General features: G+C 64.9%; 28 protein-coding genes. 14 read left to right on the plus strand and 14 right to left on the minus strand.

Annotation, left to right across the window (positions count from 1 at the left end):
- Positions 1–13: 13 nt before the first annotated feature.
- Together ACMGGG_RS00920 and ACMGGG_RS00925 are read right to left on the minus strand one after the other, a co-directional pair.
- Complete coding sequence (locus ACMGGG_RS00920; RefSeq protein WP_023378567.1) at positions 14–217, minus strand: DUF2788 domain-containing protein; 204 nt, start codon at positions 215–217, stop codon at positions 14–16.
- A gap of 54 nt (positions 218–271) precedes the next feature.
- Entirely contained in the window at positions 272–748 is a 477-nt protein-coding gene (locus ACMGGG_RS00925) for an Lrp/AsnC family transcriptional regulator (protein WP_016712159.1), read from the minus strand.
- A gap of 405 nt (positions 749–1,153) precedes the next feature.
- On the opposite strand from ACMGGG_RS00925, the gene ACMGGG_RS00930 reads away from it, so the two are divergent.
- Positions 1,154–1,993, plus strand: a complete 840-nt coding sequence (locus ACMGGG_RS00930; protein ID WP_414154727.1) for a DUF6515 family protein — start codon at positions 1,154–1,156, stop codon at positions 1,991–1,993.
- A gap of 42 nt (positions 1,994–2,035) precedes the next feature.
- On the opposite strand, the gene ACMGGG_RS00935 is transcribed toward ACMGGG_RS00930, so the two are convergent.
- Both ACMGGG_RS00935 and ACMGGG_RS00940 read right to left on the minus strand, forming a co-directional pair.
- Positions 2,036–2,905, minus strand: coding sequence for a cation diffusion facilitator family transporter (locus ACMGGG_RS00935; RefSeq protein WP_112897251.1), 870 nt, complete (start codon positions 2,903–2,905; stop codon positions 2,036–2,038).
- Positions 2,906–2,930: 25 nt separating this feature from the next.
- On the minus strand, positions 2,931–3,350 hold the full coding sequence (locus ACMGGG_RS00940) for a hypothetical protein (RefSeq protein ID WP_054892836.1): 420 nt from the start codon (positions 3,348–3,350) through the stop codon (positions 2,931–2,933).
- Positions 3,351–3,469: 119 nt separating this feature from the next.
- Here ACMGGG_RS00940 and hrpB point away from each other — a divergent pair, with 119 nt between their 5' ends.
- Positions 3,470–6,004, plus strand: coding sequence for an ATP-dependent helicase HrpB (gene hrpB, locus ACMGGG_RS00945; RefSeq protein WP_414154728.1), 2,535 nt, complete (start codon positions 3,470–3,472; stop codon positions 6,002–6,004).
- 128 nt (positions 6,005–6,132) lie between these two features.
- Here the strand turns inward: hrpB and ACMGGG_RS00950 are convergent, their stop codons facing one another.
- Positions 6,133–6,906 (minus strand): alpha/beta fold hydrolase, encoded by a 774-nt coding sequence (locus ACMGGG_RS00950; protein ID WP_063542636.1) that lies wholly within the window; start codon positions 6,904–6,906, stop codon positions 6,133–6,135.
- Between the two features lie 103 nt (positions 6,907–7,009).
- Here ACMGGG_RS00950 and ACMGGG_RS00955 point away from each other — a divergent pair, with 103 nt between their 5' ends.
- Positions 7,010–8,446: an HD domain-containing phosphohydrolase gene (locus ACMGGG_RS00955; protein WP_063542638.1), complete on the plus strand. Its 1,437-nt coding sequence runs from the start codon at positions 7,010–7,012 to the stop codon at positions 8,444–8,446.
- A 10-nt stretch (positions 8,447–8,456) separates the two neighbouring features.
- Here ACMGGG_RS00955 and ACMGGG_RS00960 read toward each other — a convergent pair whose 3' ends face one another.
- Together ACMGGG_RS00960 and ACMGGG_RS00965 are read right to left on the minus strand one after the other, a co-directional pair.
- Positions 8,457–8,948, minus strand: a complete 492-nt coding sequence (locus ACMGGG_RS00960) for a hypothetical protein (protein WP_414154729.1) — start codon at positions 8,946–8,948, stop codon at positions 8,457–8,459.
- Between the two features lie 120 nt (positions 8,949–9,068).
- Positions 9,069–9,737, minus strand: a complete 669-nt coding sequence (locus tag ACMGGG_RS00965; RefSeq protein ID WP_063542640.1) for a YciC family protein — start codon at positions 9,735–9,737, stop codon at positions 9,069–9,071.
- A 151-nt stretch (positions 9,738–9,888) separates the two neighbouring features.
- Between ACMGGG_RS00965 and ACMGGG_RS00970 the strand changes: the two genes are divergently transcribed.
- Together ACMGGG_RS00970 and ACMGGG_RS00975 are read left to right on the plus strand one after the other, a co-directional pair.
- Positions 9,889–10,626: a DUF2076 domain-containing protein gene (locus ACMGGG_RS00970; protein WP_414154730.1), complete on the plus strand. Its 738-nt coding sequence runs from the start codon at positions 9,889–9,891 to the stop codon at positions 10,624–10,626.
- 71 nt (positions 10,627–10,697) lie between these two features.
- On the plus strand, positions 10,698–11,177 hold the full coding sequence (locus ACMGGG_RS00975) for an NYN domain-containing protein (RefSeq protein ID WP_054892845.1): 480 nt from the start codon (positions 10,698–10,700) through the stop codon (positions 11,175–11,177).
- A 10-nt stretch (positions 11,178–11,187) separates the two neighbouring features.
- On the opposite strand, the gene ACMGGG_RS00980 is transcribed toward ACMGGG_RS00975, so the two are convergent.
- Positions 11,188–11,646 (minus strand): Lrp/AsnC family transcriptional regulator, encoded by a 459-nt coding sequence (locus ACMGGG_RS00980; protein ID WP_054892846.1) that lies wholly within the window; start codon positions 11,644–11,646, stop codon positions 11,188–11,190.
- A 155-nt stretch (positions 11,647–11,801) separates the two neighbouring features.
- Between ACMGGG_RS00980 and yedA the strand changes: the two genes are divergently transcribed.
- Together yedA and ACMGGG_RS00990 are read left to right on the plus strand one after the other, a co-directional pair.
- A complete protein-coding gene (gene yedA / locus ACMGGG_RS00985) occupies positions 11,802–12,698 on the plus strand; it encodes a drug/metabolite exporter YedA (RefSeq protein WP_414154731.1) in 897 nt (298 codons plus the stop codon).
- A gap of 103 nt (positions 12,699–12,801) precedes the next feature.
- A complete protein-coding gene (locus tag ACMGGG_RS00990) occupies positions 12,802–14,127 on the plus strand; it encodes a DEAD/DEAH box helicase (protein ID WP_063542646.1) in 1,326 nt (441 codons plus the stop codon).
- A gap of 170 nt (positions 14,128–14,297) precedes the next feature.
- Here ACMGGG_RS00990 and ACMGGG_RS00995 read toward each other — a convergent pair whose 3' ends face one another.
- The 3 genes from ACMGGG_RS00995 to ACMGGG_RS01005 form a co-directional block, all read right to left on the minus strand.
- Positions 14,298–15,551 (minus strand): TIGR03862 family flavoprotein, encoded by a 1,254-nt coding sequence (locus tag ACMGGG_RS00995; RefSeq protein WP_414154732.1) that lies wholly within the window; start codon positions 15,549–15,551, stop codon positions 14,298–14,300.
- Between the two features lie 148 nt (positions 15,552–15,699).
- Positions 15,700–16,614 (minus strand): histone deacetylase, encoded by a 915-nt coding sequence (locus ACMGGG_RS01000; protein WP_054892850.1) that lies wholly within the window; start codon positions 16,612–16,614, stop codon positions 15,700–15,702.
- A gap of 71 nt (positions 16,615–16,685) precedes the next feature.
- Positions 16,686–17,375 (minus strand): histidine phosphatase family protein, encoded by a 690-nt coding sequence (locus ACMGGG_RS01005; RefSeq protein ID WP_125930842.1) that lies wholly within the window; start codon positions 17,373–17,375, stop codon positions 16,686–16,688.
- 184 nt (positions 17,376–17,559) lie between these two features.
- On the opposite strand from ACMGGG_RS01005, the gene ACMGGG_RS01010 reads away from it, so the two are divergent.
- From ACMGGG_RS01010 to ACMGGG_RS01035, 6 genes are all read left to right on the plus strand, one after another.
- Positions 17,560–18,129 carry a GNAT family N-acetyltransferase gene (locus ACMGGG_RS01010; protein ID WP_054892852.1) on the plus strand — a complete coding sequence of 190 codons (570 nt, stop codon included), beginning with the start codon at positions 17,560–17,562 and terminating at the stop codon, positions 18,127–18,129.
- Between the two features lie 90 nt (positions 18,130–18,219).
- Positions 18,220–19,089, plus strand: a complete 870-nt coding sequence (gene tesB, locus ACMGGG_RS01015; RefSeq protein ID WP_063542654.1) for an acyl-CoA thioesterase II — start codon at positions 18,220–18,222, stop codon at positions 19,087–19,089.
- The gene (locus ACMGGG_RS01020; RefSeq protein WP_414154733.1) at positions 19,086–19,676 is read left to right on the plus strand and encodes an HAD family hydrolase; all 591 of its coding nucleotides are present in this window, start codon (positions 19,086–19,088) and stop codon (positions 19,674–19,676) included. The genes tesB and ACMGGG_RS01020 overlap by 4 nt, the downstream gene beginning before the upstream one ends.
- Before the next feature lie 278 nt (positions 19,677–19,954).
- Complete coding sequence (locus ACMGGG_RS01025) at positions 19,955–21,070, plus strand: ABC transporter substrate-binding protein (protein WP_414154734.1); 1,116 nt, start codon at positions 19,955–19,957, stop codon at positions 21,068–21,070.
- Entirely contained in the window at positions 21,067–22,128 is a 1,062-nt protein-coding gene (locus ACMGGG_RS01030) for a FecCD family ABC transporter permease (RefSeq protein WP_414154735.1), read from the plus strand. Before ACMGGG_RS01025 ends, ACMGGG_RS01030 begins: the two co-directional genes overlap by 4 nt.
- Positions 22,125–22,886, plus strand: coding sequence for an ABC transporter ATP-binding protein (locus ACMGGG_RS01035; RefSeq protein WP_063542658.1), 762 nt, complete (start codon positions 22,125–22,127; stop codon positions 22,884–22,886). Before ACMGGG_RS01030 ends, ACMGGG_RS01035 begins: the two co-directional genes overlap by 4 nt.
- Before the next feature lie 41 nt (positions 22,887–22,927).
- Here the strand turns inward: ACMGGG_RS01035 and ACMGGG_RS01040 are convergent, their stop codons facing one another.
- A complete protein-coding gene (locus ACMGGG_RS01040) occupies positions 22,928–23,272 on the minus strand; it encodes a cupin domain-containing protein (RefSeq protein WP_063542660.1) in 345 nt (114 codons plus the stop codon).
- 79 nt (positions 23,273–23,351) lie between these two features.
- Positions 23,352–24,287 (minus strand): CDF family Co(II)/Ni(II) efflux transporter DmeF, encoded by a 936-nt coding sequence (gene dmeF, locus ACMGGG_RS01045; protein ID WP_063542662.1) that lies wholly within the window; start codon positions 24,285–24,287, stop codon positions 23,352–23,354.
- A 70-nt stretch (positions 24,288–24,357) separates the two neighbouring features.
- On the opposite strand from dmeF, the gene ACMGGG_RS01050 reads away from it, so the two are divergent.
- On the plus strand, positions 24,358–24,633 hold the full coding sequence (locus tag ACMGGG_RS01050; protein WP_063542664.1) for a metal/formaldehyde-sensitive transcriptional repressor: 276 nt from the start codon (positions 24,358–24,360) through the stop codon (positions 24,631–24,633).
- A 120-nt stretch (positions 24,634–24,753) separates the two neighbouring features.
- Here ACMGGG_RS01050 and ACMGGG_RS01055 read toward each other — a convergent pair whose 3' ends face one another.
- Positions 24,754–25,686 carry a phosphatidate cytidylyltransferase gene (locus ACMGGG_RS01055; protein ID WP_063542666.1) on the minus strand — a complete coding sequence of 311 codons (933 nt, stop codon included), beginning with the start codon at positions 25,684–25,686 and terminating at the stop codon, positions 24,754–24,756.

The raw sequence follows: 25,686 nt of genomic DNA on the forward strand, positions 1-25,686 counted from the left end.
GCTCGGATTTGCGCTACACCCCTTCGAGAAACCCCACCACCACGCTCTTGATGATGAAGGCCAGCACCCCCAACCCCAGCACGAAGAACAGGATCAGCGTGCCGAAGCGCCCGGCCTTGGACTTCTTTGCCAGGTCCCAGACGATGAAGCCCATGAACCCGATCAGCACGGTGACCAGGACGATCATCATCCATTCTTCGAAAACGGCGGGATCCATCTTTAAAGCTCCAGGCAGTCTGAAGACCCGATCATACGCCGGGTATCGCAGGTTTTAACGGAGGTGGGTCAATGGCATCTCGGTACTGGCCAGTACCTGGTTGAGCACGAAGCTCGAACGCACGCTGGTGACGCCTTCGATACGGGTCAGGCTGCCGAGCAATAATTTCTGATAGTGGTCCATGTCCGGTACCACCACCTTGAGCTGGTAGTCGGCGTCCATCCCGGTCACCAGGCTGCACTCGAGCACCTGGGGCAGGTTGCGAATGGCGGCTTCGAAGGTTTCGAAACGCTCGGGGGTGTGGCGGTCCATGCCGATCAGCACGTAGGCGGTGAGGCTCAGGCCGAGCTTCTTGCGGTCCAGCAGGGCCACCTGGCGCGAGATATAGCCGTCGTCTTCGAGCTGCTTGACCCGCCGGGAGCAGGGCGAGGGGGACAGGCCGATACGTTCGGCCAGTTCCTGGTTGGAAATGCGTGCATCGCGCTGCAATTCGGCAAGAATGCTCAGGTCGTAGCGGTCGAGCTTGCTCATCAAGAATGCCTTTTCTGTTCAGATTGCGGCGAATTATCAATCCTGAGTGAAAAATTGCGCAAGTGCTATTTATCAGAGCAATCTTCGCAATCCTCTGCCGCACCCATTCCTCTATCTTTATCAACAGAATCACTGCCCGGACTCAAGTCCACGGCGACGCGCCCTAGGCGGGCGGTCGCGGCCAGCCATCCAACCGGATCGCCCTGGCCCCCGGGCTGCACAGCGTCCAGAAGACACTGTGAGGTGAGCCGACGCCACAAGCGTCGAGCACGGACGACAATTCCTGAAGGGAGGCCAATGGCCTCCCTTTTTTATTGCTCGTGTGCCTGGGGGGATTTCATCTGCCTGCCCCCGCCTCAGGTTAGACTGCTGCCATCAAGCGCTGTGGTTATCGAGAGGACGAGCATGAGGTCACGCATCTGGCAGTGGGCGGGTGTTGGTTTGCTGGGCATGGGCATCAGCCTCGGGGCGCTGGCCCAAGGGCCGGGCGACGGGCGTGGCTGGGGTGGCCAGCAGGAGCCCAACGGTCCAGCTCAAGGTAGCTCGCCACTCAACTCCCGTGACGAAGTGCGCCAGACCCAGCCACCGCGCCAGGGCTACTATCAGGATATTCCGCGCCGTAACGGCGATATCCGCCACTGGGAGGCGGGCGGCCCTGGCCAGCGCCCGGGCGGTGATTGGCAGGGCCGACCCGACGGCCATGGCAATGGCTGGGGGCCGGGGCCGCAATACCGCCCTGGCTACACCACGGACCGTTTTCCGGACCGTTACTGGAAAGTGCCTTACCGCGGTCAGGACTACTTCTATTCAGGCGGCTACTGGTATCGCCCGCATAGCGGCGGCTACATCGTGGTGCGCCCGCCTTATGGCGTGCGGGTGAACTACCTGCCTCCCTACGCCCAGGAAGTGTGGTTGAGCGGATTGCTCTACTTCCTGGTAGCCGATACCTACTACCAGTATCAGCCTGACAGCCAGGAGTACGTGGTGGTCAATCCGTCCGCCCCGGCGTATGCACCGCAATCCCAGCCTCAGGTGGACAATGGCTATGACGTCGTCGCCTATCCGGCGAACGGACAGGGCCCCGAGCAGCAGGAGCAGGATCGTTACCAATGCCATCGCTGGGCCGTCAGCCAGTCCGGGTTCGATCCGGCCACGGCCACCTATGCGCCACCGGCCAATGTAGCCAACGGCTATCGCCGCTCGCTGGCAGCGTGCCTGAGCGGTCGGGGGTACAGCGTCAACTGAGGGGCGAGGCTTAGGGGGGGCAGCGCAAATGTGCTCTGGCCGCTAGACAGGGTCGGCGTGCACCATGACATCTGCGCGCGGATAACGCTCGCGGATCGCCTCCGATGCCTTCACGCACAGGGCATGGGCGTCATGCAGCGGCAGTGCGCCGGGCAGTTCCAGGTGCAGCTGGACGAACCAATGGCTGCCTGACACACGGGTACGCAGGTCGTGCACGCCCTTGACGCCGGGAATGGCCAGGGCCAGTTCCTGCATGCGTTCGCCGATGTCGGCGGGGAGCTCCTGGTCCATGAGGATCGAGGTACTCTCACGGGCAATCTGCAGGGCGCTCCAGAGGATGTACAGCGCGATCCCCAGGCCGAACAGCGCATCCAGTTGTGGCCAACCAAAGCCGGCCAGCAGCAGGGCGAGCAGGATGCTGCCGTTGAGCAGCAGGTCGGAGCGGTAATGCAGCGAGTCGGCACGTACCGCTGTGGAGCCGGTGATGCGGATGACCTTGCGCTGGAATGCCAGCAGCGCCACGGTCAACGCCAGCGACAGCAGCATCACCGCAATGCCCGCGCCCGTGTCGCCCAGCGGCTGTGGGGTCTGCAGGCGCTCCACCGCCTGGAATCCGATCAATACCGCACTGACCGCAATGAACAATGCCTGGGCCATACCGGCCAGGGCCTCGGCCTTGCCGTGGCCGAAGCGGTGATCGTCGTCGGCCGGGCGCAGGGCGTAATGCACTGCCAGCAGGTTGAGGAAGGAGGCGACGGCATCGAGCGCCGAATCGGTCAGGCCCGCGAGCAGGCTCACCGAGCCGCTCAGCCACCAGGCAATGGCCTTGGCCAGGACGAGAATGCTGGCTACCGTCAGCGAAGCACGGGTGGCCAGGCGCAGCAGGCGTTGATGTTCGGCGGTGGCAGTCATGCGTGGCGTGTCATTCCGGTGTCGCTCAGGCGGCCGGGACCAGGCCGAAGGCGGCCAGCTGTTCAACGCTGCCACGGTGCTGGATCAGCCGCGGATCGTTCAGGGGCAGGCGCTGGCCCAGTTCGCTTTCGAGAATAGCCTGCAGCTTGAGGTTGTCGATCTTGCCATCGGCATCGACCGCAGGCTTGAGCTTGGCCGGGTCGACCTGGGCGGTCTTGCCGCCTGGGTAGTAGATGGCGCCCGTGGCGAAGTCGACACCGAAGGCGATCAGGCCAGGGATGACATAGAAGAGGATGCCGATCGCGTCCATGACGGCGACTACCGGATCGATCTTGCCTTCGATCTGGCCGCGACGGTCGGGATAGAGGATGGTGCCGCAGGCCGTCAGCTGGGTCAGCAGGGCGGCGATGAGGGCGCCACCGATGACGCGGGAATGGATGCGCATGTGAATCTCCGGAAAGGTGACTGCAGGAGGTCGGGCAAAAACGTCCGCACCTGATGCTCAGACCATGACGAAGCGGTCTCGGTTCGCCGTTATACTCGCTCGCCAGCTTGAGGACCACCATGAATTCTTTACCGATCGATGCTGTCTTGCCCGCCCTGCGTCAGGCCCTGGCCGAACGCCACGAAGCCGTGCTCGAGGCGCCGCCTGGCGCGGGCAAGACGACCCGTGTGCCCCTGGCGCTGCTCGACGAGCCATGGCTGGCCGGACAGCGTATCGTCATGCTCGAGCCGCGTCGTCTCGCGGCTCGCGCTGCCGCCGAGCGCATGGCCAGCGAGCTGGGGGAAAAGGTCGGTGAGACGGTCGGCTATCGCATCCGGCTGGACAGCAAGGTCGGGCCGGATACCCGCATCGAAGTGGTTACCGAAGGCATTCTCACCCGCCGCCTGCAGGCCGATCCGGCGTTGGAGGGCGTGGGGCTGGTGATATTCGATGAATTCCACCTGAGAAACCTCGATGCTGACCTTGCCTTGGCGCTCACGCTCAATGGTCGTGAACTGTTCCGGGACGACACGGCGCTCAAAGTGCTGCTCATGTCGGCGACCCTCGAAGGAGAAAGGCTGTCGCGCCTTCTGGATGACGCTCCAATCATCACCAGCGAGGGGCGGATGTTCCCGGTCACGACGATCTGGGGCAAGCCGCAGCAAGCCGGCGAGTACATCGAGCCGCGAGTGATCAGCACTTGTCTCGATGCGTTGGCCGAGCAATCGGGAAGCCTGCTGGTGTTCCTGCCGGGCCAGGCTGAAATCCGTCGCGTCCTGACAGGGCTTCAGGACAGCCTCGATGCCTCCCCATCCCTGAAGCGCAATACGTTGCTTTGCCCGTTGCATGGAGAGCTCGATCTGAACCAGCAACGGGCCGCGATCGACCCTGCGCCCCCGGGGATGCGCAAAGTGGTGCTGGCCACCAACATTGCCGAGACCAGCGTCACCATCGATGGCGTGCGGGTGGTCATCGATGCCGGGCTTGAGCGTGTTCCGCGCTTCGACCCACGCAGCGGCATGACTCGTCTGGATACCCAGCGGATCTCCAGGGCCAGCGCTACCCAGCGGGCAGGGCGTGCCGGGCGGCTGGAGCCCGGCGTTTGCTATCGCTTGTGGTCCGAAGCGCAGCACGATCAGATGGCAGGCTTCGCCACCGCCGAAATCCAGCAGGCGGACCTGACCGGGCTGGCGCTGCAGTTGACCAAGTGGGGTGTCCAGCCGAATGAGCTGGCGTGGCTCGATGCACCCCCTGCGGCTGCATACGCACAGGCCAACGACTTGCTGCGCCGCCTTGGCGCGCTCCAGCCGGATGGGCAACTGACCCGGCACGGTCAGGCGATGGCCGAGCTGCCGAGCCATCCTCGAATCGCCCATCTTCTGCTGCGAGGTCACGAGTTGGGGCTGGCCGAAACCGCGTGCACTATCGCGGCCTTGCTGGGAGAGCGGGATATACAGCGTGGCGCGGGCGCTGACCTGCACAGTCGGCTGGCCATTCTCAGCGGTGAGCAACGTGCCCAGCGCGGTGAGCAGGGGGGCGCCCAGCGCGCCAGGCAACTTTCCAGGCAGTATCGATCCTACCTGCGCGGCCCTGTGTCGCAAGCCGTCGCCGATCCTCATCATCCACGTTGGGTGGGCTGCCTGCTCGCGCTGGCTTATCCCGACCGTGTCGCCCAGCAGCGCCGTGATGGCGGGGCCGAATATCGTCTGGCCAATGGCCGGGCAGCGATGTTCACCGAGCCGGACGCCTTGATGAAGCACACCTGGCTGGCCATCGCGGACCTGGGCAGCCGACAGGGCCAGCGGGAGGAGCGGATCTACCTGGCCGCCGACCTCGACGCGGCGCTGTTCGACACCGTGCTGAAGGAGCAGGTCCGTACGGTGGATGAGCTCGACTGGGATGAGCGAGAGGGCGCCCTGCGCGCCGAACGACAAACCAAGGTTGGCGAGCTCGTGCTGTCGCGCACGCCCCTGGCCTCTCTGAGCGATGAGGCGCGCGTGCAGGCGCTGCTCGACTATGTTCGACGCAAAGGCCTGGAGCTTCTGCCCTGGACGCCTGACCTTCGTCAGTGGCAGGCACGTGTGGACCTGTTGCGGGTACTGGATGAGGAAGCGGGTGTCGTCGGCCAATGGCCCGACCTGCGGGATGAGACGTTGCTGCAATCATTGGATGAATGGTTGGGGCCCTATGTCGGCAAAGTCGCCCGGCTCAGCCATTTCGCCCTGCTCGATCTGTCTTCGATCCTGCGCAATCTCCTGCCCTGGCCGCTGCCGCAGCAACTGGATGCCCAGGCACCCCAGACGATGGCGGTACCCTCGGGATCCAGTATTCGTATCGACTACAGCGAGCGCCCACCCGTGCTTGCCGTTCGACTTCAGGAGTTGTTCGGGCAGGCCGACACGCCACGCATTGCCAACGGCAGGCAGGTGCTCAAGCTGCACCTGCTGTCCCCAGCCCGGCGCCCGGTCCAGGTGACCCAGGACCTGGCGAACTTCTGGCGCTCGACCTACCTCGAGGTGAAGAAGGATCTGAAGGGCAGGTACCCCAAGCATTTCTGGCCAGATGACCCGTTGGTCGCGCAAGCCACTGCCCGCGCCAAACCAAGGGGTACTTGAGTTAGGCGATGATGCCTTGAGGCGAGTCGAGGGCGTGTCCGGAACGGATACACACCCTCGACTTTGCAGTTGCTTCACCGATAGCAGCAGCGAAAGCGTTCCTGCAAGGGCGAAGCATGTCGCGCAGGTCACTGACTGCTGGCAACCTTGTCCACCGCTTGCAGGATCACATTGGCCACTTCGGCCGGCTGCGACTGCTGCGGCACATGGCTGGTCTGCAGTTGGGTGGTCTGTGCTCCCAGCTTCTTGGCGAAGGCGCGTTGCAGGCCTGGGTCGATCATGCGGTCCTGACCTGCAACCACGTACCAGGACGGTTTGCTGCTCCAGGCAGCAGCGCTGGTGCGGTCCTCGAAGGCCGAGGCGCGGATCGGGCCCTGGGTGGCGGTCATGATGTCGGTCTGGGCCTTGGGCAGGTCCTGGGCGAAATCGGTGGCCATGCCTTGAGGCGTCAGGTACAGGTAGCCGTTGCTGTCGGCCGCGATCTGGCTGATGCCGGGTGGGGTCGGGTAGCCCTGGCCCAGGTCCTTGCTGGCCTGGCCGGCATCGGGTGCGAATGCCGCGACATAGACCAGCCCGCGGACGTGGGCGTCGGTACCTGCCTGGCTGATCACCGTGCCGCCCCAGGAGTGGCCGACCAGGACCACGTCCCCTTGCTGGTTGTTCAGCACGCGCCGGGTCGCGGCGACGTCCTCGGCCAGTGAGGTCAGCGGGTTCTGCACCACCGTGACCTTGATGCCCTGGGCCTGCAGCAGCGGCACGACCTTGGCCCAGTCCGAGCCGTCGGCGAAGGCACCGTGGACGATGACGACCGACGGTTTGGCGGTGTCGGCGAAGCTGCTGCCGAGGGTGAAGATCGAGGCAGTCATTGCTATTGCGGTGGCAAGCGTTTTGAATCGGAACATGGCGCGGTCTCCTGTGAGTGATGGCTGTATTCTCGGCAGGCTGTGCCTTCACGGGTATCGGTCGAATGACCGAGCCTCCAACTCACTGAACTGTGGACCGCTCATGCCTGTTGCCGACTACATCCCCCTGGAAGACGCCATCCTCGCCTTGTCGATGGTGGGTGACCTGAGCATGGGCCAGCCTATCGATCAGTCGCGCCGCACGGCGCAGCTGGCGCGCAGGCTCGCGCACGCCTGTATGGGCGAGGGCGACCACCTGCAGGTGGCCGCTGATGTCGCACGGTTGCGCTGGTCGGGGTGCACTGCCAATGCCGAAGATTTCACCCGCCTGCTCGGGGACGACGTGGGTGGCCGTCAAGCCATGCTCGCGCAGACCCTCGACGCCGCCGGGCAGCGGGCGATGCTGCAGACCGGGCCGCTGGCGCGCGTGCACTGCGAGGTGGCTGGTGAGGTTGCAGTTGCTCTTGGACTGGGCGCGCCAGTGGAGCAGGGGCTGCGGCACGTGTTCGAGCACTTCGACGGTAGCGGTCGCCCATCCGGCCTGCGTCATCCACAGGTGCCTGAGGTGGTGTATCAGGTGGTGCTGGCAGGTGACCTGGAGATCCTTTCGCGAGCGCGGGGTCTTGAGGCTGCGCTGGCCTGGATCGAGGGGCAGGCCGATCAACGCTACCCGCGCAGCCTGGTGAGGGAGCTGCAGTGTCAGGCGGCCGACTGGTTGCATGACTTGCAGGAGGCTGAACAAGCGACGACCTCGAATACAGCTTGCTCCGATGTGCCTTTGACCCTGGTTGCCGATGTCATCGACCTCAAGTTGACCTGGCTTGCGGGCTATTCGCGTGGTGTGGCTGCGCTGGTGCATGACGCCGCCGGGCTGATGGGCATGCCGGAGGCGCTGCAGGGCGTGCTAAGACAGGCGGCGCTGGTGCATGGCATCGGCCGCGCCGCGGTGCCGAACCGGGTATGGAACCTGCCGGGTGCATTGCTTGAGGGCGACCGCGAGCAGATTCGCCTGGTGCCCTACTGGACTCAGCGCGCTTGCGCGCAGATACCGGCATTGCAGCGTGCGGGCAAGCTTGCAGCACACGCCTACGAGCGTCTCGATGGCAGTGGTTATTTTCGTGGCGTGGAGGGTGATGCCCTGGCGCCGGAGCAGCGCTTGCTGGCCGTGGCGCTCGCCTGGCAGGCGCTGCGGGCCGAGCGCCCATGGCGAGCGGCGCTTGGCCAGCAGGAGGCCGAGCAGTTGCTCAGGCTGGAGGCGCAACAGGGGCGCTTCGACCTGCAGTGTTGTGAAGCCGTGTTCGCTGCCGCGCGCGGGGAGCGCAAGCTGCCGGCAGCCAAAGGGGGCGGTGGACTGTTGAGTGAACGCGAAAGCGAGGTGCTGCGCCAGATCAGCCTGGGTCACAGCAACAAGGAAGTCGCGCGGTTGCTGGGCATCAGTCCCAGTACCGTGCGCACCCATGTCGAGAGCACCTTCCGCAAGCTCGAATGCACCACGCGCGCTGCAGCAACGCTCAAGGCACTGACCCTCGGGTTGCTGTGAGCGCTGGGGTTCAGGTTGTGGGAACCACGAGGAACTCGGCGTCGTTCCCTTCGTAGGTGTTCAGGAAGTGGTAGGTGAAGTTATCGAAATGAGGGTCGTCCTGCCAGGTTTTCACGCCATGCCCCTCGTGATCACGCAAGCGACAGACCCAGCCATTGGGCGCGTGCCGCAACGGTTCGAGTTTCCAGTAGTCGGTCACTTCGCTGACCTGATAGAGCCCGAGATAGCCGTTGACGCTTCGCCCAAGCCTGCTGAATCCGCTCGACCTGCTGATCATGTAGTGCAGGCGGTCTTCGGTCTTGGAATGAAACTCGAAGTCCAGAACCATAGAAGGTTGGTCACCTCCCGCCTGCAGCCAGTCGTCCCCCGGAACTACGCCCCAGGTGAATTTATCCGTCGTTTTGCTCCGCCTGATCGGGACGAGCACGTTCCCCTTCATCCAGTAGATCGTGGCTTTGAAGTCACGCTGTAGCTCAGTTGCGGAATCTGTTGTCATACCCATTGCATGCAGCTCCTGAGGGTGGCCCGCGACTGTCGGGCGTCGTTCAGGAGTGTCGATGCAATACGTTGGGCAGGGCACCGCGAACGCTTTCCAGAGCGTTGCCGTCATCCCGTGCAGCTTTCAGTTTCCCGCAGCGGCGCCGGCCTCGCTCTCCAACAGCATGAACAAGCGGTACAGCACCACACTGCTGAACAACTGCAGGAAGCCACTCAGGCTGTCCAGCACCAGTTGCGCGCCTGGCTGCGGCTCTGGGAAGGCCATCAGCAGCAGGCCATCGAGCAGCCATAGCGGTGCGAGCACCGACAGCACGCAGATCAGGATGCGCATGAAGTGCCCGGTGGTCATGCGTGCGCTCTCGCGCATCGACTGCATGACGGGAAGGCCGCGCAGGACCAGCAGATACTCGGCGAACACCAGCTTGATCATGATCCATACGCCCGGGAAGATGAACAGCGCCAGGCCCGCCATGATCAGCAGCGAGCTGATCAGGATCAGCAGGGCCAGCGCCGGCCACAACTGCACGGCGCGAGCGAACAGGTTGCGCTTGCTGATCTGTTGGCCGTTGCTGCGGGTATCCAGGTAGAGGATCAGCGCGGCGCTGTACAGCGGGTAGAACAGCAGGCTGACAAGCATGCCGTAGGCCGGCGAGGCGTCGTCACCCAACTGGCGGTACAGCAATTGGCTGAACAGGGCTTCCAGCACCACCAGCGGCAGGCACAACTGCAGGATGCTGGTGAAGTGACGGCGGAAGAAGTAGAGGGAGTCGCGCAGGATCGTCAGCGGGTTCATCGGTCTATATCGCAGGAAAAAGCAGTGCGTCACTTTAGCCCAGGAGCGGGCGATGCTGAAAAAAGTTTCATCGGCCCTGTAATTGAATCCTGACCAGCCACGCCCCATCTTTGACCTTGTCCGATGTTCCGCATGGCCCAAGAGGTAGCCCATGAACACTGAAGAACAAACCCTGATCGACGGTCTGTTCGGCCGCATCAAGCAGGCCGAGGATCCACAGCAGCCGCGCGATGCCCAGGCCCAGGCGCGGATCGAGGAGCACCTGCGCCAGCAGCCTGCGGCGCCTTACTACATGGCTCAGGCGATCCTGGTCCAAGAGGCGGCGATCAAGAAGCTCGACGAGCAGAACAAGCAACTCGAGGCCGAGCTCAGACAAGCCCGCGCCCAGGCCCAGCAAGAGGCGCCAAAGGCCAGTGGTGGCTTCCTGTCGAGCATCTTTGGCAGCAGTGCGCGTAGCCCGGAGCCTCAGCGTCCGGTCGCGACGCCCCCTGCCTCCGGCTCTGGTGGCTGGCGCGAGCCTGCGCCCCAGGCCTATGCCCCACAGCCCCAGGCGCAAGCGCAAGGTTTCGCTGCGGCTCCGGCGCGCAGTGGTGCGAGCAGCTTCCTCGGGGGCGCCATGCAGACCGCAGCGGGCGTGGCGGGTGGTGTACTGCTGGCGCAAGGTATCAGCAGCTTGTTCAGCCATAACTCGCAACCCAACGAGGTGGTCGAGGTGATCCGTGAAGAGCCGGCGCTGGCCAGCGACAATGGCGGCTGGAATGATCAGGACAAACAGCGCCAGGTTGCTGACAACGACGGTTGGGGCAATGATCAGGGCGGCTTCGTGGACAGCGACTACGACAGCGGCGGCGGTGGTTTCTTCTCGGACGATGACGACACCTTCGTCTGACGCGTCTGGCATAATCGCGGGATTCCCGGGGGCGCACTGCGCCCCTTTCGCCTTTATCCCGGGGCCACCAGGTGAAAAAGATCGCGCTGTTCGCGGATGTGCAGAACCTCTACTACACCGTGCGCCAGGCCCATGGTTGTCACTTCAATTACAGTGCCCTCTGGTCCCAGGTCAGCCGCGATGGCGCCATCGTCGAGGCCGTGGCCTATGCCATCGACCGGGGTGACAGCAAGCAGCAGCAATTTCAGCAGATCCTGCGCAACCTCGGTTTCGAGGTGCGCCTCAAACCCTACATCCAGCGCAGCGACGGCTCGGCCAAGGGAGATTGGGATGTGGGCATCACCCTGGACGTGTATGAGGCCGCCAGCCGGGTCGATCAGGTCGTACTGGCCTCCGGCGATGGCGACTTCGACCAGTTGCTCGAGCGGGTGATGCTGCGCCATGGCGTCGAGACGGTGGTCTACGGCGCGCCAGGGCTCACGGCGCTGTCGTTGATTCGCGCAGCCACGCGCTATGTACCGATCGAGGGTGATTTGCTGCTGCGTCACTGAGCGGGCGGACTCACCCCTTCCTGCCATTGCCCTGCAAGTGGTCCAGCGGCACCCGGCGCTCCACCGCGCTGGACAGGATGATCGACGTCTTGCTGAACCCCAGTTGCGACACCTGGTTGATCAGCGCCTCCAGTTCATGCATCGAACCCACTGCCGCCTGCATGATCACGCACGGGTCGCCCGTGACCCGGTGGCATTCGGTGAGCTGGGGGATGCGCGCCAGGGCGTCATAGGCCTGCTGGTTGCCATGGCTGGCCAGGCGCAGTTCGATGATGCACTGGATCGGCAGGCCGATCTTTTCCAGGTCGACCTTGGCGGCGTAGCCGGTGATCACTCCGCTGGCCTCGAGTTTGGCGACTCGCTCGGCCACCGCAGGCGCCGACAGGTTGACCTGACGGGCGAGCTGGGCATAGGTGGCGCGACCGTCTTCGAGCAGGGCGGCGAGCAGCATGCGATCGTACTTGTCCATGGGTCTCTCGTTGCGAATGTGCAATCAACGGGAAAACAGGCGAATTACCGTTCATTGCAAAGTGTATGGGCCTATTAAACGTGTTTTGTAGCTTATGTTTGCGGGAGCGCCTTCCTAAACTAAGTCACCCGTAAACGGATTTCGAGTCTTTTGTCATGCCTGCCTCCCGTCGTTTTCCCTGGCTGCTGATCGGCGCCTTCATTGCCCTCTACCTGGTCTGGGGGTCTACCTACCTGGCCATTCGCATCGGTGTCGAATCCTGGCCGCCGTTGCTGATGGCTGGGGTACGTTTTGTCATTGCCGGCAGCCTGTTGTATGGCTTCCTGCGCTGGCGCGGGGTGCCGGCTCCGACCTGGGCGCAATGGCGGGCGGCGGGGGCGATCGGGTTTCTGTTGCTCAGTTGCGGCAACGGTGGCGTGACCCTGGCCGAGCATGCCGGCGTGGCATCGGGCGTTGCAGCGCTGGCGGTGGCCACGGTGCCGTTGTTCACGTTGCTGTTCGGGCTGTTGTTCGGTCATCGCAATTCGCGTCTGGAATGGGCGGGGATTTTCCTCGGGCTTGCCGGTATCGGCTTGCTCAACCTCGGTTCGAACCTGCAGGCGAGCCCCATGGGGGCAGCGTTGATCCTGTTCGCAGCGGCGGCCTGGGCGTTCGGCTCGGTGTGGAGCAAGAACCTGCCCTTGCCCCAGGGCGCCATGGCCAGTGCTGCCGAGATGCTGGTGGGCGGTGCTGCGTTGTTGATCGGCAGCGCCCTGAGCGGTGAACGCCTGGCCCAGATGCCGACGGCAGCGGGTTGGGGGGCACTGGCCTACCTGATCTTCTTCGGCTCGATCGTGGCCTTCAGCTCGTACATGTACCTGCTCAAGCATGTGCGGCCGGCGGCCGCGACCAGCTACGCTTACGTCAACCCGGTGGTGGCGGTATTGCTCGGGATTGCCTTTGCTGGTGAACGGATCGGCGCCGAGGAATGCCTGGCCATGGGCGTGATCGTCGGGGCGGTGGTGTTGATCGGGCTGCCACAGTGGCGGCGCGCGCCACGGCAGGTGGCCTGAGGAGCAGGTGCATCCGGTGGGGGCAGCGGGCGTCAAAGCCAGCGCAACTCCAGGGGGCTTGCGGTAAACTGCCGCCTTCGCTGAACCCCCTGACGGTATCACCATGAATTTCGCCAAGCTCGGCCTGATCGAACCCCTGCTGCGCACCCTGCAGCAGCGGGACTATTCCACCCCGACCCCGATTCAGGCCCAGGCCATCCCCGCCGTGCTGGCAGGGCGCGACCTGATGGCCGCAGCCCAGACCGGTACGGGCAAGACCGCCGGTTTCGCCTTGCCGGTGTTGCAACGCCTGGCGCTCGAGGGTGAGAAGGTGGCCAGCAATTCGATCCGCGCGTTGGTGCTGGTGCCAACCCGCGAGCTGGCCGAGCAGGTGCACGCCAATATCCGTGAATACGCCGAGCACCTGCCGTTGAGCACCTACGCGGTGTACGGCGGCGTCAGCCTCAATCCGCAGATGATGCGCCTGCGCCGTGGCGTCGACCTGCTGGTGGCCACGCCGGGCCGCCTGCTCGATCTGTTCCGCCAGAACGCGGTGAAGTTCGGCCAGGTGCAAACCTTGGTGCTCGACGAAGCCGACCGCATGCTCGACCTGGGCTTTGCCGAAGAGCTGCAGGCCGTGTACGCCGCCTTGCCACGCAAGCGCCAGACCTTGCTGTTCTCGGCGACGTTCTCCGACCAGATCCGCATGCTCGCCGGCCTGGCCCTGAACGATCCGCTGAGTATCGAAGTCAGCCCGCGCAACGCCGCCGCCACCACCGTCAAGCAATGGATGGTGCCGGTAGACAAGAAGCGCAAGGCCGACCTGTTCTGCCACCTGATGCGCAAGCAGCGCTGGAAGCAGGTGCTGGTGTTCGCCAAGACCCGCAACGGCGTCGATCAACTGGTCGAGCGGCTGCTGGCAGAGGGGGTCAATGCCGATGGCATCCATGGCGATCGTCCACAGGCGACCCGTCAGCGGGCGCTGGATACCTTCAAGGCGCGGGAAATCCAGGTGCTGGTGGCGACTGACGTCGCTGCTCGCGGCATCGATATCGACGACCTGCCACTGGTGGTCAACCTCGACCTGCCGATCGTTGCCGAGGATTACGTGCACCGCATCGGTCGTACCGGGCGAGCGGGTAACAAGGGCGAGGCGATTTCCCTGGTGTGTGCCGACGAGGTGCAACTGCTGTCAGCGATCGAGGTCCTGATCCGCCAGACGTTGCCGCGTCATGAAGAGCCGGACTTCATCCCCGATCACCGGGTGCCGATGACCGATGCCAGCGGCCAGGTGCTGAAAAAGCCGAAAAAGCCCAAGAAACCCAAAGAGACCAGTGCCAAGCGCGGGCTCGGCAAGTGGATGGACAGCTCGGAAGATTCGGCACCGACGGTCAAGCCGGTGCGCAAGGTGCCGAGCTTCAACAGTGGGCCACGCAAGCGCAAACCCTAGTGCAGGGTCTTGTTCAAAAATCTGAAAGCCATCCCAATCCCTGTGGGAGCGGGTTTACCCGCGAAAAAGACACTGCGCTGCCTGGCACGGGCTACGCCCGTGTTCGCGGGACAAGCCCGCTCCCACAGGGGATTGGGCTGGCCTTTAGGTTTCGAACAAGAGAGTGGCTCCTACAGGGAGGCCGCCTTACGCTCGTACAACCACTCCAGCGCCGCCCGTCCGGCCCGTAGTCCGCTGGCAAAGCACGCCGTCAGCAGGTAGCCCCCGGTCGGTGCTTCCCAGTCCAGCATCTCGCCGGCGCAGAATACTCCGGGTAGTTGCTTGATCATCAAGCCCTCGTCCATCGCCTCGAAACGCACGCCACCGGCACTGCTGATCGCCTCATCCAGCGGCCGCGTGCGCACCAGTTCGATCGGCAGCGCCTTGATTGCCTGGGCCAGGCGAACGGGGTCGGCAAAGGTGGCCTGGTCGGTCAGCTCGCGCAGCAGCGCGGCTTTCACACCGTCGATGCCGAGCTGCCCATGCAGGTGCTTGGCCATCGAGCGGGAGCCACGGGGCTTGGCCAGGGCCTGAGCGATTTTATCCACAGGGCGATCCGGCAGCAGGTCAAGCAGCAAGGTAGCGCGACCGTTGCGCTCGATACCGGCGCGGACTGCCGCCGACCAGGCGTACACCAGGCTGCCTTCCACGCCTTGGGCGGTGAGGATGAACTCGCCCTTGCGCGGGGCACTGCCAGGTACGCTCAGGGCGATGTTCTTCAGCGGCGCGCCGGCGAACTTGTCCCTGAGCAGATCGCTCCAGGCCTGGACTTCGAAACCACAGTTGCTCGGGCGCAATGGCGAGATATCCACAGCGCGCTCGGCCAGCAGTGGCACCCAGCTGCCGTCCGAGCCCAGACGCGCCCAACTGCCGCCGCCCAGTGCCAAGACCACGGCAGTGGCGTGTACCAGGCGTTCGCCCTGTGGATAACCGATTCGCAGTGCGCCTTCCGTGTCCCAGCCAAGCCAGCGGTGCCGGGTGTGGATAACCACGCCGGAATCGCGCAGGCGCTTGAGCCAGGCGCGCAGCAGCGGCGCCGCTTTCATGTCGGTGGGGAAGACCCGCCCCGAGGTGCCGACGAAGGTGTCGATGCCCAGGCCGTGGATCCACTGGCGCAGGGCGTCGGCATCGAAATCACGCAGCAGCGCGTCGATGGCTTCGCGGCGTTCGCCATAGCGACCGATGAAGGCTGGGTAGGGTTCGGAATGGGTGATGTTCATGCCGCCGACGCCCGCCAGCAGGAACTTGCGCCCCACCGACGGCATCGCATCGAACACCTCGACCGCCACGTCGGCCTGAGCCAGGGCCTCGGCAGCCATCAGGCCAGCGGGGCCGCCGCCGATCACGGCGACGAGGGGAGGGGAGGTGGTGTGGGAATCGGTCATGGTGGCGGCAGGCTGTGGAAAAGAGTCGGCATTCTACCCCAGCGGTGCCTGCGCAGATACTGTTCAAAAAATGAACAAATCTTTGCAGGTCAGGCAGTTAAAGGGCTCCAGGGGCTTTCTCGCAGGTTATCCACAAGCGGTTCCACAGTCATTGTGTGTAACCCAGCACCCGCGCCGCGGTGTGATGAAGGATGCCGTGACGCCGAGCCAGCGCCTCCCGGTCCTTGCTGTAACCGCCGCCGATCACCCCGACCACCGGGATATCACGGCCAAGGCAGTGGCGCAGTACCGCTTCGTCGCGGGCGGCGACGCCCGCATCGGTCAGTTGCAGATAACCCAGGGCGTCGTCCTTGTGCACGTCGACACCGGCGTCGTACAGCACAAGGTCGGGCTGGTAGAGCGGCAGCAGGTAGTTCAGCGCATCGTTCACCACCTTCAGGTACGCCGCGTCGTCCATGCCGCGCGGCAAAGGGATGTCCCAATCGCTCTGGGCCTTGCGTGCCGGGAAATTCTGCTCGCAGTGCAACGACACGGTGATTGCCTCTGGTGTGTCGTGAAGGATGCGTGCGGTGCCGTCGCCCTGGTGCACGTCGCAATCGAAGATCAGCACGCGGTGTACGCGTCCGGCTGCGAGCAGGTAGTGGCTGATCACCGCCAGGTCGTTGAAGATGCAGAACCCGGCCGGGTGGTCGTAATGCGCGTGGTGGGTGCCGCCGGCCAGGTGGCAGGCGATACCGTGACGCAGGGCCATCTCGGCGGTCAGCAGCGAACCGCCGACGGCGCGCACGGTCCGCCGTGCCAGTGCCTCGCTCCAGGGCAGCCCCAGACGGCGCTGGTCTTCGCGTGAGAGCTCGCCGTTCATGTAGCGCTCGATGTAGGCGCGGTCATGGGCCAGGGCAAGGATGTCGTTGGGGCAGAGTTCGGGGCGCAGCAAGGCCTGGTCGGTGGTCAGCCCGCTGTCGATCAGGTGATCGTGCAGCAGGCGGAACTTGTCCATGGGGAAACGGTGTTCCGGCGGGAACTCGGGGCTGTAGTCTTCGTGGTAGATCAGCGGCAAGGGCATGGGCAGGATCGCGGCTGGAGGCAGCGTTGATCTTGCCAGTGGGCCGGAATGCCACGCAACTCAAACACTCATCAGCGTTGTGCCGAGGCCAGCACCCGTCGCCAGTCCGGCTCGTTCATGCGCCCGAGGATGCGCGCCTTGCCGCTGCCATCGACCGACACGAACAGCGCGCTGGCGTAGCCACTTTCGCGTTCGCCCGGCGCAACCTTGAGCGTGCGCTGGAAGTGATCGACGCAGCCGTTGTGGGTCACCAGCACAAGATTATGCCCTGCACGCTTGTGCGCCATGGCCTGGCCTGCGAAGCCGCTTTCGCAGCCTTCGAGCCAGTCCTCGCTGGTGACCGTGTCGCCGACGATGAAGTGCGCGGTCTGTCGGGTGCGCAGCTTCGGGCTGCTGAGCAGGTCGGCGCCGTCCAGCCCAAGGCGTTGCAACCCTTCTCCGACACGCTGCGCGGCCTGGCTGCCGGAGACGGTGATTCCGGTGGGGTCGTCCAGGCAAGGGCCGGGCGCGCTGTCGCAGCGCTCGGCGTGGCGAATCATCACGATCACGCTGCCTTCGGCCCACTTCTGCAACAGGCCGCTGGCGTTCAATTGTCGTTCATTGCCAAGGTTCACGATGTGCGTCCTCGTTGACGACCACAGCATCAATCCGGCCGCGGCCAGCACCAGGGCGAGGCCGGCGGCCCAAGCCTTGCGCGAACGTCGGTGTCGCTTGCGGCGGGTGGGGATGGCCAGGTTTTCCAGGATGTCGCTCGACAGCATGCTCGGGCTCCGGCAGAGAGGGCCGCGCACAGGGCGGCGGCAGGTGATGGCATTCTGTGAAGCGGCCTGTCTGCGCCGAGTGAAGCCGTTGTGAAAATTGCATTGGGCCCGGGGGGGGCAGGTGAAAAGCGCCCTCGGCGCCTAATCTGTAGACTGCAGGACTGAAAACCTGGAGCCCGCCCCGATGACCCCGATCCTCAAGCTCGAAAGCGCCCGCCTGGTGTTGCGCCAATGGCATGACGACGATTTGCAGGCGTTCGCCGAGATGTGCGCCGACCCGCAGGTGATGCGCTATTTTCCTGCGCCATTGACGCGTCTGGAGGCCGCCGCGCTGATCGGACGCATCCGTGGTCATTTCAACGAATACGGCTACGGTCTATGGGCATTGGAGCGCATGGACAGTGGTGCCTTCATTGGCCTGACCGGATTGCTCAACGTCAACTTCGACGCACCCTTCGCTCCGGCGGTCGAGATCAGTTGGCGTCTGGCCCGTCGTCACTGGGGCCAGGGCTTTGCCAGCGAGGCGGCCTGGACCTGCCTGCGCTGCGCATTCGCCCAGTTGCGCCTGGATGAGGTGGTGTCGTTCACCACTCAGGACAACGTACCCTCGCAGAAGGTGATGCAGGCGATCGGCATGGTTCAGGACGAGGCAGGCAGCTTCGAACACCCGCGGCTGCCCGAGGGGCACCCGCTGCGCCCGCACGTGCTGTATCGCATCGACCGGCCGCGCTGGGAGCGAACCCTGCATGCCTGAATGGGCCGCCATGCACGGAGGCAATGACAAATTCTGTATGATTTGCGCCAATGCCCGAATTGCCGTGACACCTGTTAGGAGAAGCCCCCGATGAGCCATGTGTTGGACGACCTGGTCGACCTGTTGAGCCTCGAATCCATCGAAGAGAATCTGTTCCGTGGTCGTAGCCAGGACCTGGGCTTTCGTCAGTTGTACGGCGGCCAGGTGCTGGGCCAGTCGTTGTCGGCGGCCAGCCAGACGGTCGAGGACGCGCGTCATGTCCATTCCCTGCACGGCTATTTCCTGCGTCCTGGCGATGCCAGCATGCCGGTCGTCTATTCGGTCGATCGGGTACGCGATGGCGGCAGTTTCAGCACACGCCGGGTCACGGCGATCCAGAAGGGCAACCCGATCTTCACCTGCAGCGCGTCGTTCCAGTACGACGAGGGCGGTTTCGAACACCAGGTGCAGATGCCCGATGTAGTCGGCCCCGAGAACCTGCCCAGCGAAGTCGAACTGGCCCGCGCCATGGCCGACAAGCTGCCCGAGCGAATCCGCGACAAGGTGCTGTGCGCCAAACCCATCGAGATCCGCCCGGTGACCGAGCGCGATCCGTTCGACCCCAAGCCGGGGGATCCGGTGAAGTACGCCTGGTTCCGCGCCGACGGCAGCCTTCCGGACATCCCGGCGCTGCACAAGTACCTGCTGGCCTACGCCTCGGATTTCGGCCTGCTGACCACCTCGCTGCTGCCGCACGGCAAATCGGTGTGGCAGAAGGATATGCAGATCGCCAGCCTCGACCATGCGCTGTGGTTCCACCGTGACCTGCGTGCCGACGACTGGCTGCTGTACGCCACCGACAGCCCGTGGGCCGGCAACGCCCGTGGTTTCACCCGCGGCAGCATCTTCAACCGCGCCGGGCAACTGGTGGCCTCGTCCACCCAGGAAGGCCTGATCCGCCATCGCAAGGACTGGGCATGATCCTGCACGAAGTACGCAACTGGGTGTTCGACATGGACGGCACCCTCACTGTGGCGGTGCACGACTTTGCCGCGATCCGCGAGGCGCTGGAGATTCCGCCCGAGGACGACATCCTCACCCACCTTGCCGCGCTACCCCACGAAGAGGCCACGGCCAAGCACGCCTGGCTGCTGGAGCACGAGCGCGACCTGGCGATCGCCTCGAAGGCCGCGACCGGCGCGGTCGAGCTGGTACGCGAGCTGTCGGCACGTGGCTGCCGACTGGCGATCCTCACGCGCAACGCGCGGGAGCTGGCACATGTCACGCTGGAGGCCATTGGCCTGGCGGACTGTTTCCCGGTCGAACACATTCTGGGACGCGACGAGGCGGCGCCCAAGCCCGACCCGGATGGCCTGTTGCAGATCGCCCGGGCCTGGGGTGTGGCACCGTCCGAGCTGGTGATGGTGGGCGACTACCGCTTCGACCTGGATTGCGGGCGGGCGGCGGGGGCCAGGACGGTGCTGGTCAACCTGCCCGACAACCCCTGGCCGGAGCTGGCGGACTGGCACGCGGCGGATTGCCGGGCGTTGAGGGCGATGCTTGGCTGAAAGATTGCGCTGGGTTCTTCGCGGGCAAGCCCGCTCCCACAACAGCCCTCATAGCTTCTGAATACTGTGGTGTTACCTGTGGGAGCTGTTGTTTGCCGCTGCGACTTGCCCGCGAAGAACACCCCGCAACCCCGATGTAATGAAACGTCACCCATGACGATTCACTGACATCCCACTACATACCCGGACACTGGCAAGGGCAGCCCGCTGACTAGAATGCCCGGTCTTGAATGAGACCGATTCTCTGTCACGCATCCGCTGTTGCCAGGAGCCCTCCGATGCCCTCCATTCTCCGTTCCGCGCGGCGCCTGCTGCCGTTGCTCATGCTGCTGGCCGCAGGCCTCGGCACTCTCCAGACCGCCAGCGCCGCCCAGGTTACCGACGTGCTCGGGCGCAAGGTCGAGGTCGATCATGCGCCCCAGCGTATCGTCCTCGGCGAGGGGCGGCTGTTCTTCGCCCTGGCCCTGCTGGATCGTGACAATCCGTTCCAGCGCGTGGTCGGTTGGCAGAACGACATGCGCCTGCTCGACCCGCACACCTACGAGGTCTATGCCAAGCTTTATCCACAGGTGGCCAAGCTGCCGCTGATCGGCCAGGCCTCGGAGCAGAGCGTCAGCGCCGAGCAGATCCTGGCACTGAAACCGGACCTGGCGATCTTCAGCATCGCCGGCGAAGGTCCGACCCAGCACAGCCCGGTCGCCGACCTGCTGGAGCAGGCCGGTATCCCGGTACTGTTCATCGACTTCCGCGTGCACCCGATCAAGAACACCCGCGTCAGCCTCGAAGCCCTGGGCACCTTGCTGGGTCGCGAGCAGCAGGCGCAGGAATACCTGGACCTCTACGACAGCCACCTCAAGCACGTCACCGACCAGGTGGCGGGGCTCAAGGACAGCGAGCGCCCGAAGGTCTTCCTCGAACTGCTGGCAGGCGTCTGGCAGGCGCCGGGGCACACCACCGGCAAGAGCGGCCTGGGCAGCGTGGTCGAGGCGGTCGGTGGGCATAACATTGCCGCCGACGTGGTACCCGGCGCGCTGGGCGACGTCAGCGTCGAATACGTGCTCAAGGCCGACCCGGACGTCTACATCGCCACCGGCAACCGTGCTCCCGGCGTGCTGCTCGGCGCCGGTGTAAGTGCCGATACCGCACGCCAGAGCCTGGCCAGGATCATCGCGCGCCCCGAGTTCGCACCACTGCGGCCGATTCGCGATGGCCAGGCCCATGGCCTGTGGCATGACTTCTACAACTCGCCGTTCAACATCCTCGCCATCGAAGCCATGGCCCGCTGGGTTCACCCCGAGCGCTTCAAGGATCTGGATCCGCAAGCGACCATGGCCGACATCAACCACTTGCTGAAGGTCGGCCTGGACGGCCACTACTGGATCGACGCCAAGTGACCGCCCAGGCTCTGGACGGCGCCGCGCTGGCAGCCTGGCGTTATCGGCGCCTGCTCTGTCGGCGTGCCGGGCTGGTCGGAGGGCTGGCCGTGCTGCTGGCGCTGGCGGTGCTCGGCGACCTGGCCAGCGGCGCCTCCGGCATGGGGCTCGGACAGCTGCTGCATGGGGTGTTCGACCCGAATGCACTGAGCGCCACCGAACGGGTGATCATCTGGAACGTGCGCCTGCCTTATGCGCTCATGGCGGTGCTGGTCGGGGCCGCGCTGGCACTGGCCGGCGCCGAGATGCAGGCGATCCTCGACAACCCGCTGGCCAGCCCTTTCACCCTGGGTGTGTCCTCTGCCGCGGCGCTGGGTGCGTCGCTGGCCATCGCCTATCCGCTGTCGGTTGCCTGGCTGACGCCGAGCGCCCAGGTGACGGTGATGGCGTTCGTCTTCGCCTGCCTGTCGGTATTGCTGCTGCAGGCCATGTCGCGGCTGCGCGGCGCCGGGGTCGAGAGCCTGGTGCTGTTCGGTATCGCGCTGGTGTTCAGTTGCAACGCATTGGTGTCGTTGCTGCAGTTGCTGGCCACCGAGGATGTGCTGCAGCAACTGGTGTTCTGGACCCTCGGCAGCCTGGCGCGGGCCAACTGGCAGAAGCTGGGCATTCTTGCTGCGGTGCTGGCGCTGGTGCTGCCGTTCTCGCTGCGCGCCGCCCCGGCCATGACCCTGCTGCGCATGGGCGAAGACCGTGCCCGCAGCTTCGGCGTGGACACCCGGCGCCTGCGCGTCGCCTCGCTGCTGCGCATCAGCCTGCTGTCGGCGACCGCAGTGGCCTTTGTCGGCACCATCGGGTTTATCGGCCTGGTCGGCCCGCACATCGCCCGCCTGCTGGTGGGTGAGGACCAGCGCTTCCTGCTGCCGGCGAGTGCGCTGGTCGGGGCATTGCTGCTGTCGCTGTCGTCGATCGCCAGCAAGCTGATCCTGCCAGGGGTGATCGTGCCGGTGGGGATCGTCACTGCCCTGGTGGGCGTCCCGGTGTTCGTGGTGCTGGTGTTCCGGCGGGGGAGAAGGTTGTGAGCTTGCGTATCGAAGGGCTGTCGGTCAGCTATGGCGCGCGCCGGATCATCCAGCAACTGAGCCTGCCGCCGTTGCCGACGGGCAGCCTGGTGGCGCTGGTCGGGCCCAACGGGGCGGGCAAGTCCACCCTGCTGCGGGCCCTGGCCGGGCTGGAGCGGACGCAGGGCGCGGTGCACCTGGGCGATGAGGACGTTACCCGCCTGAGTTTCGCCGAGCGCGCCCGGCGCCTGGCCTACATGCCACAGCAACTGCCGCCGGGGCTGGCGCTCGGGGTGCTGGAGAGTATCGTCGCTGCGCTGCGCGTGGGGGCTGCCGATGACCTGTTGGCGACCGCCTTCGATGCGCTGCGCCAGTTGGGCATCGAGCACCTGGCCGAGCAAGGCTTGGACAGCCTGTCCGGCGGCCAGCGCCAACTGGTGGCCCTGGCTCAGTTGCTGGCGCGCAATCCACAGGTGCTGTTGCTCGACGAGCCGACCAGCGCCCTGGACCTGCACTACCAACTGCGGGTGATGGATGCGGTGCGTGAGCGGGTGGTGCGCCATCGGCTGTTGGCGGTCGCGGTGCTGCACGACATCAACCTGGCGGCCAGCCATGCCGATTGCCTGGTGATGCTGGAGAAGGGCCGGGTGGTGGCCTGCGGCACCCCGGCGCAGGTACTCGAACCGCAGTTGCTGGCGCAGGTATATGGCGTCGAGGCGCGGGTCGAGCAGTGCTCCCGTGGTCGCTTGCAGGTGCTGGTGGACCGGGCGCTGCGCTGAGCCTGCCGGCCCGGCTGCACGCCCGCATCCATCAGATGCAGTCAGGCGAAGACGAAGTACTTGCGTACGGTCTCGACCACTTCCCAGGTGCCTTTCATGCCGGGCTCGATGACGAACACATCGCCGCCCTTTAGGTGCTTGGGCTCTTCGCCTTCGGGGGTGATGATGCAGTAGCCCTCGAGGAAGTGGCAGAACTCCCACTTCTCGTAGTTGACCTCGAACTTGCCAGGCGTGCAGATCCAGGTGCCCATGATCTTGCTGCCATCGGCCGACAGGTAGGCGTTGAGGTTGACGGTGTGCGGGTCGCCGCCGATGCGTTTCCACTTGGTTGCATCGACCACCGGGGTCGGACAGGTTTCGCGCAGGACGGTGATGAAGTCGGACATGGCAGGGCTCCTGATGACGGGCTGAGTGACCCGTCACCTTAGGGGCTGGGCGAAAGGCACGGTTGCCTGCGCTCGACATTCATCTGTCTGGATGCGCTATGGCGTTCACCTCGACGGTGATATGCGCAAGCTCCTCGTGTTCCGCCAATGCCTGGCGTACACGGTCGGCACTCAGCTCTGTAGTGCAGGCCAGGCCGAGGATGCAGGCGTACTGGTCTTTGCCGACGCGCCATAGGTGCAGGTCGGTGATGTTCGCCTGGACTGGCAGCGCGGCGATCGCTTCGCGGATTTCTTCGACCAGGGGCGCGTCCATCTCGGCATCCAGCAGCACCCTCCCGGTGTCGCGCAGCAGTCCCCTTGCCCAAAGCGCCACCAGTACTGCGCCAAGCAGGCCCATGACTGGGTCGAGCCAGGCGGCGCCCCACAATTTGCCCGCCACCAGGGCGACGATAGCCAGCACGGAGGTCGCCGCATCGGCGATGACGTGCAGGTAAGCCGAGCGCAGGTTCAGGTCGTGTTGGTGGTGGCCATGCTCATGGTTTTGCTCGTGGTGGTGGGCATGATCGTCGCGCAGCAGCCAGGCGCAGATCAGGTTGACTCCAAGGCCGATCACAGCGATGAAGATTGCCTCGTCGTAGTGGATGGGACCGGGCGTGAGCAGGCGCTCGACCGACTGGAAGGCCATCAGCCCCGCGACCCCGAGCAGCAGCAGGGCGCTGGAGTAGCCGCCCAGAATCTCGATCTTCCAGGTGCCGAAGGCAAAGCGCCGATCTGTGGCATAGCGGCGTGCTGCGGCGTAGGCCAATAGCGAAAGGCCCAGGGCCAGGGCATGCGAGCTCATGTGCCAGCCATCGGCGAGCAGCGCCATGGAGTTGAAGAACCAGCCCCCGGCGATTTCCGCGACCATCATGATCGCCGTGAGCCAGACGGCCAGGCGCGTCTTGCGCTCGGCACCGAGGTTGCTGGTATGGAACTGATGGCTGTGCAGCCATTTGTCAGAGGCGGTGGCCTTCATGGTTTATCATGCTCCCGTATGATCCAGAAATATACTATACCCCAGTATACATATCATGATGTGAGGCGCCATGGCACATACGTTGAAGAACAAGAAGTCGCTGCTGACCCGAGTGCGCAAGATCAAGGGCCAGGCCGGCGCACTGGAGACGGCGCTCGAGCAGGAGAAGGACTGTCTCGCGATCCTGCAGCAGATCGCTGCGGTGCGCGGGGCGGTAAACGGCCTGATGGCCGAGGTCATGGAAGGGCATATCCGCGAGCACCTGGTGGCGGACGGGCTGAGCGTCCAAGAGCGCCAGGAAGAGGCGGACAAGGTGGCTGCGCTGCTGCGCTCCTACCTCAAGTGACTTCAGGGGCTTGAGCCAGCGGGGTGTCGCGCAGCGCTTATACCCCAGGGGGGTATTGGTGGTGAGGATCGGTAGGGGCGGGTAGGGCGCAACACCGCTGCACCCCGACCCTGCGCTGGGCTAGGCCCACCAGTAGCGCACGAAGTGGAAGAACACCGGCGCGGCGAAGCACACCGAATCCATGCGGTCGAGCATGCCGCCATGCCCTTCGATCATGTGCCCCCAGTCCTTTACCCCACGGTCGCGCTTGATGGCCGACATCACCAGCCCGCCAAAGAAACCCATGGCGTTGACCGTCAGCGCCATCAGCGCTGCCTGCCAGAAGTTGAACGGGGTGATCCAGCACAGCAGCGCGCCGACCAGCGTGGCCAACGCCACCCCGCCGGCCAGGCCTTCGACGGTTTTGGACGGCGACAGGTTGGGCGCCACCTTGCGCTTGCCGAACAGCTTGCCGCACACGTACTGCAGCACGTCGCTGATCTGTACCACCAGGATCAACCAGGCGATCAGCAGCAGGTTGCGGCCCTCGTAGCCGGGGATGTCCAGGGTCATCAGCGCGGGCACTGACGACACGCAGTACACCGCGATCATCAGGCCCCACTGTACCTTCGAGGCGCGCTCGAGGAAGCGCGTCGTATCCCCGCCAAAGCTGGCCAGGATCGGCAGCAGCAAAAACAGGTACACCGGGATGAAGATGCTGAACATGCCGTACCAGTCCATGGCGATCAGCAAATACTGCACCGGCAACGCGACGTAGAACGCAGCCACCAGCGCCGGGTAGTCGCTGCGCCGGGTCGGGGTGAGGGTCATGAACTCGCGCAGGGCGTAGAACGACACGCAATAGAACAGCACGATCACACCGTACTTGCCGAACACGAAGGCCAGGCCGATCACCAGCACCATCACCCACCAGGCGTTGATGCGTGCATTGAGGTTGTCGATCACCGCGTGCGGCGCGGAGCCTGCGCGCCACTTGAGCAGGCGGCCGATGATGCTGGCCAGGAGCAGCAGGGCGCCGATGCCGGCGAACAGGGACAAGGTGTTGTGATCCAT

It is taken from the genome of Pseudomonas sp. BNK-44-b, assembly GCF_047456245.1.
GTDB lineage: Bacteria > Pseudomonadota > Gammaproteobacteria > Pseudomonadales > Pseudomonadaceae > Aquipseudomonas > Aquipseudomonas machongensis.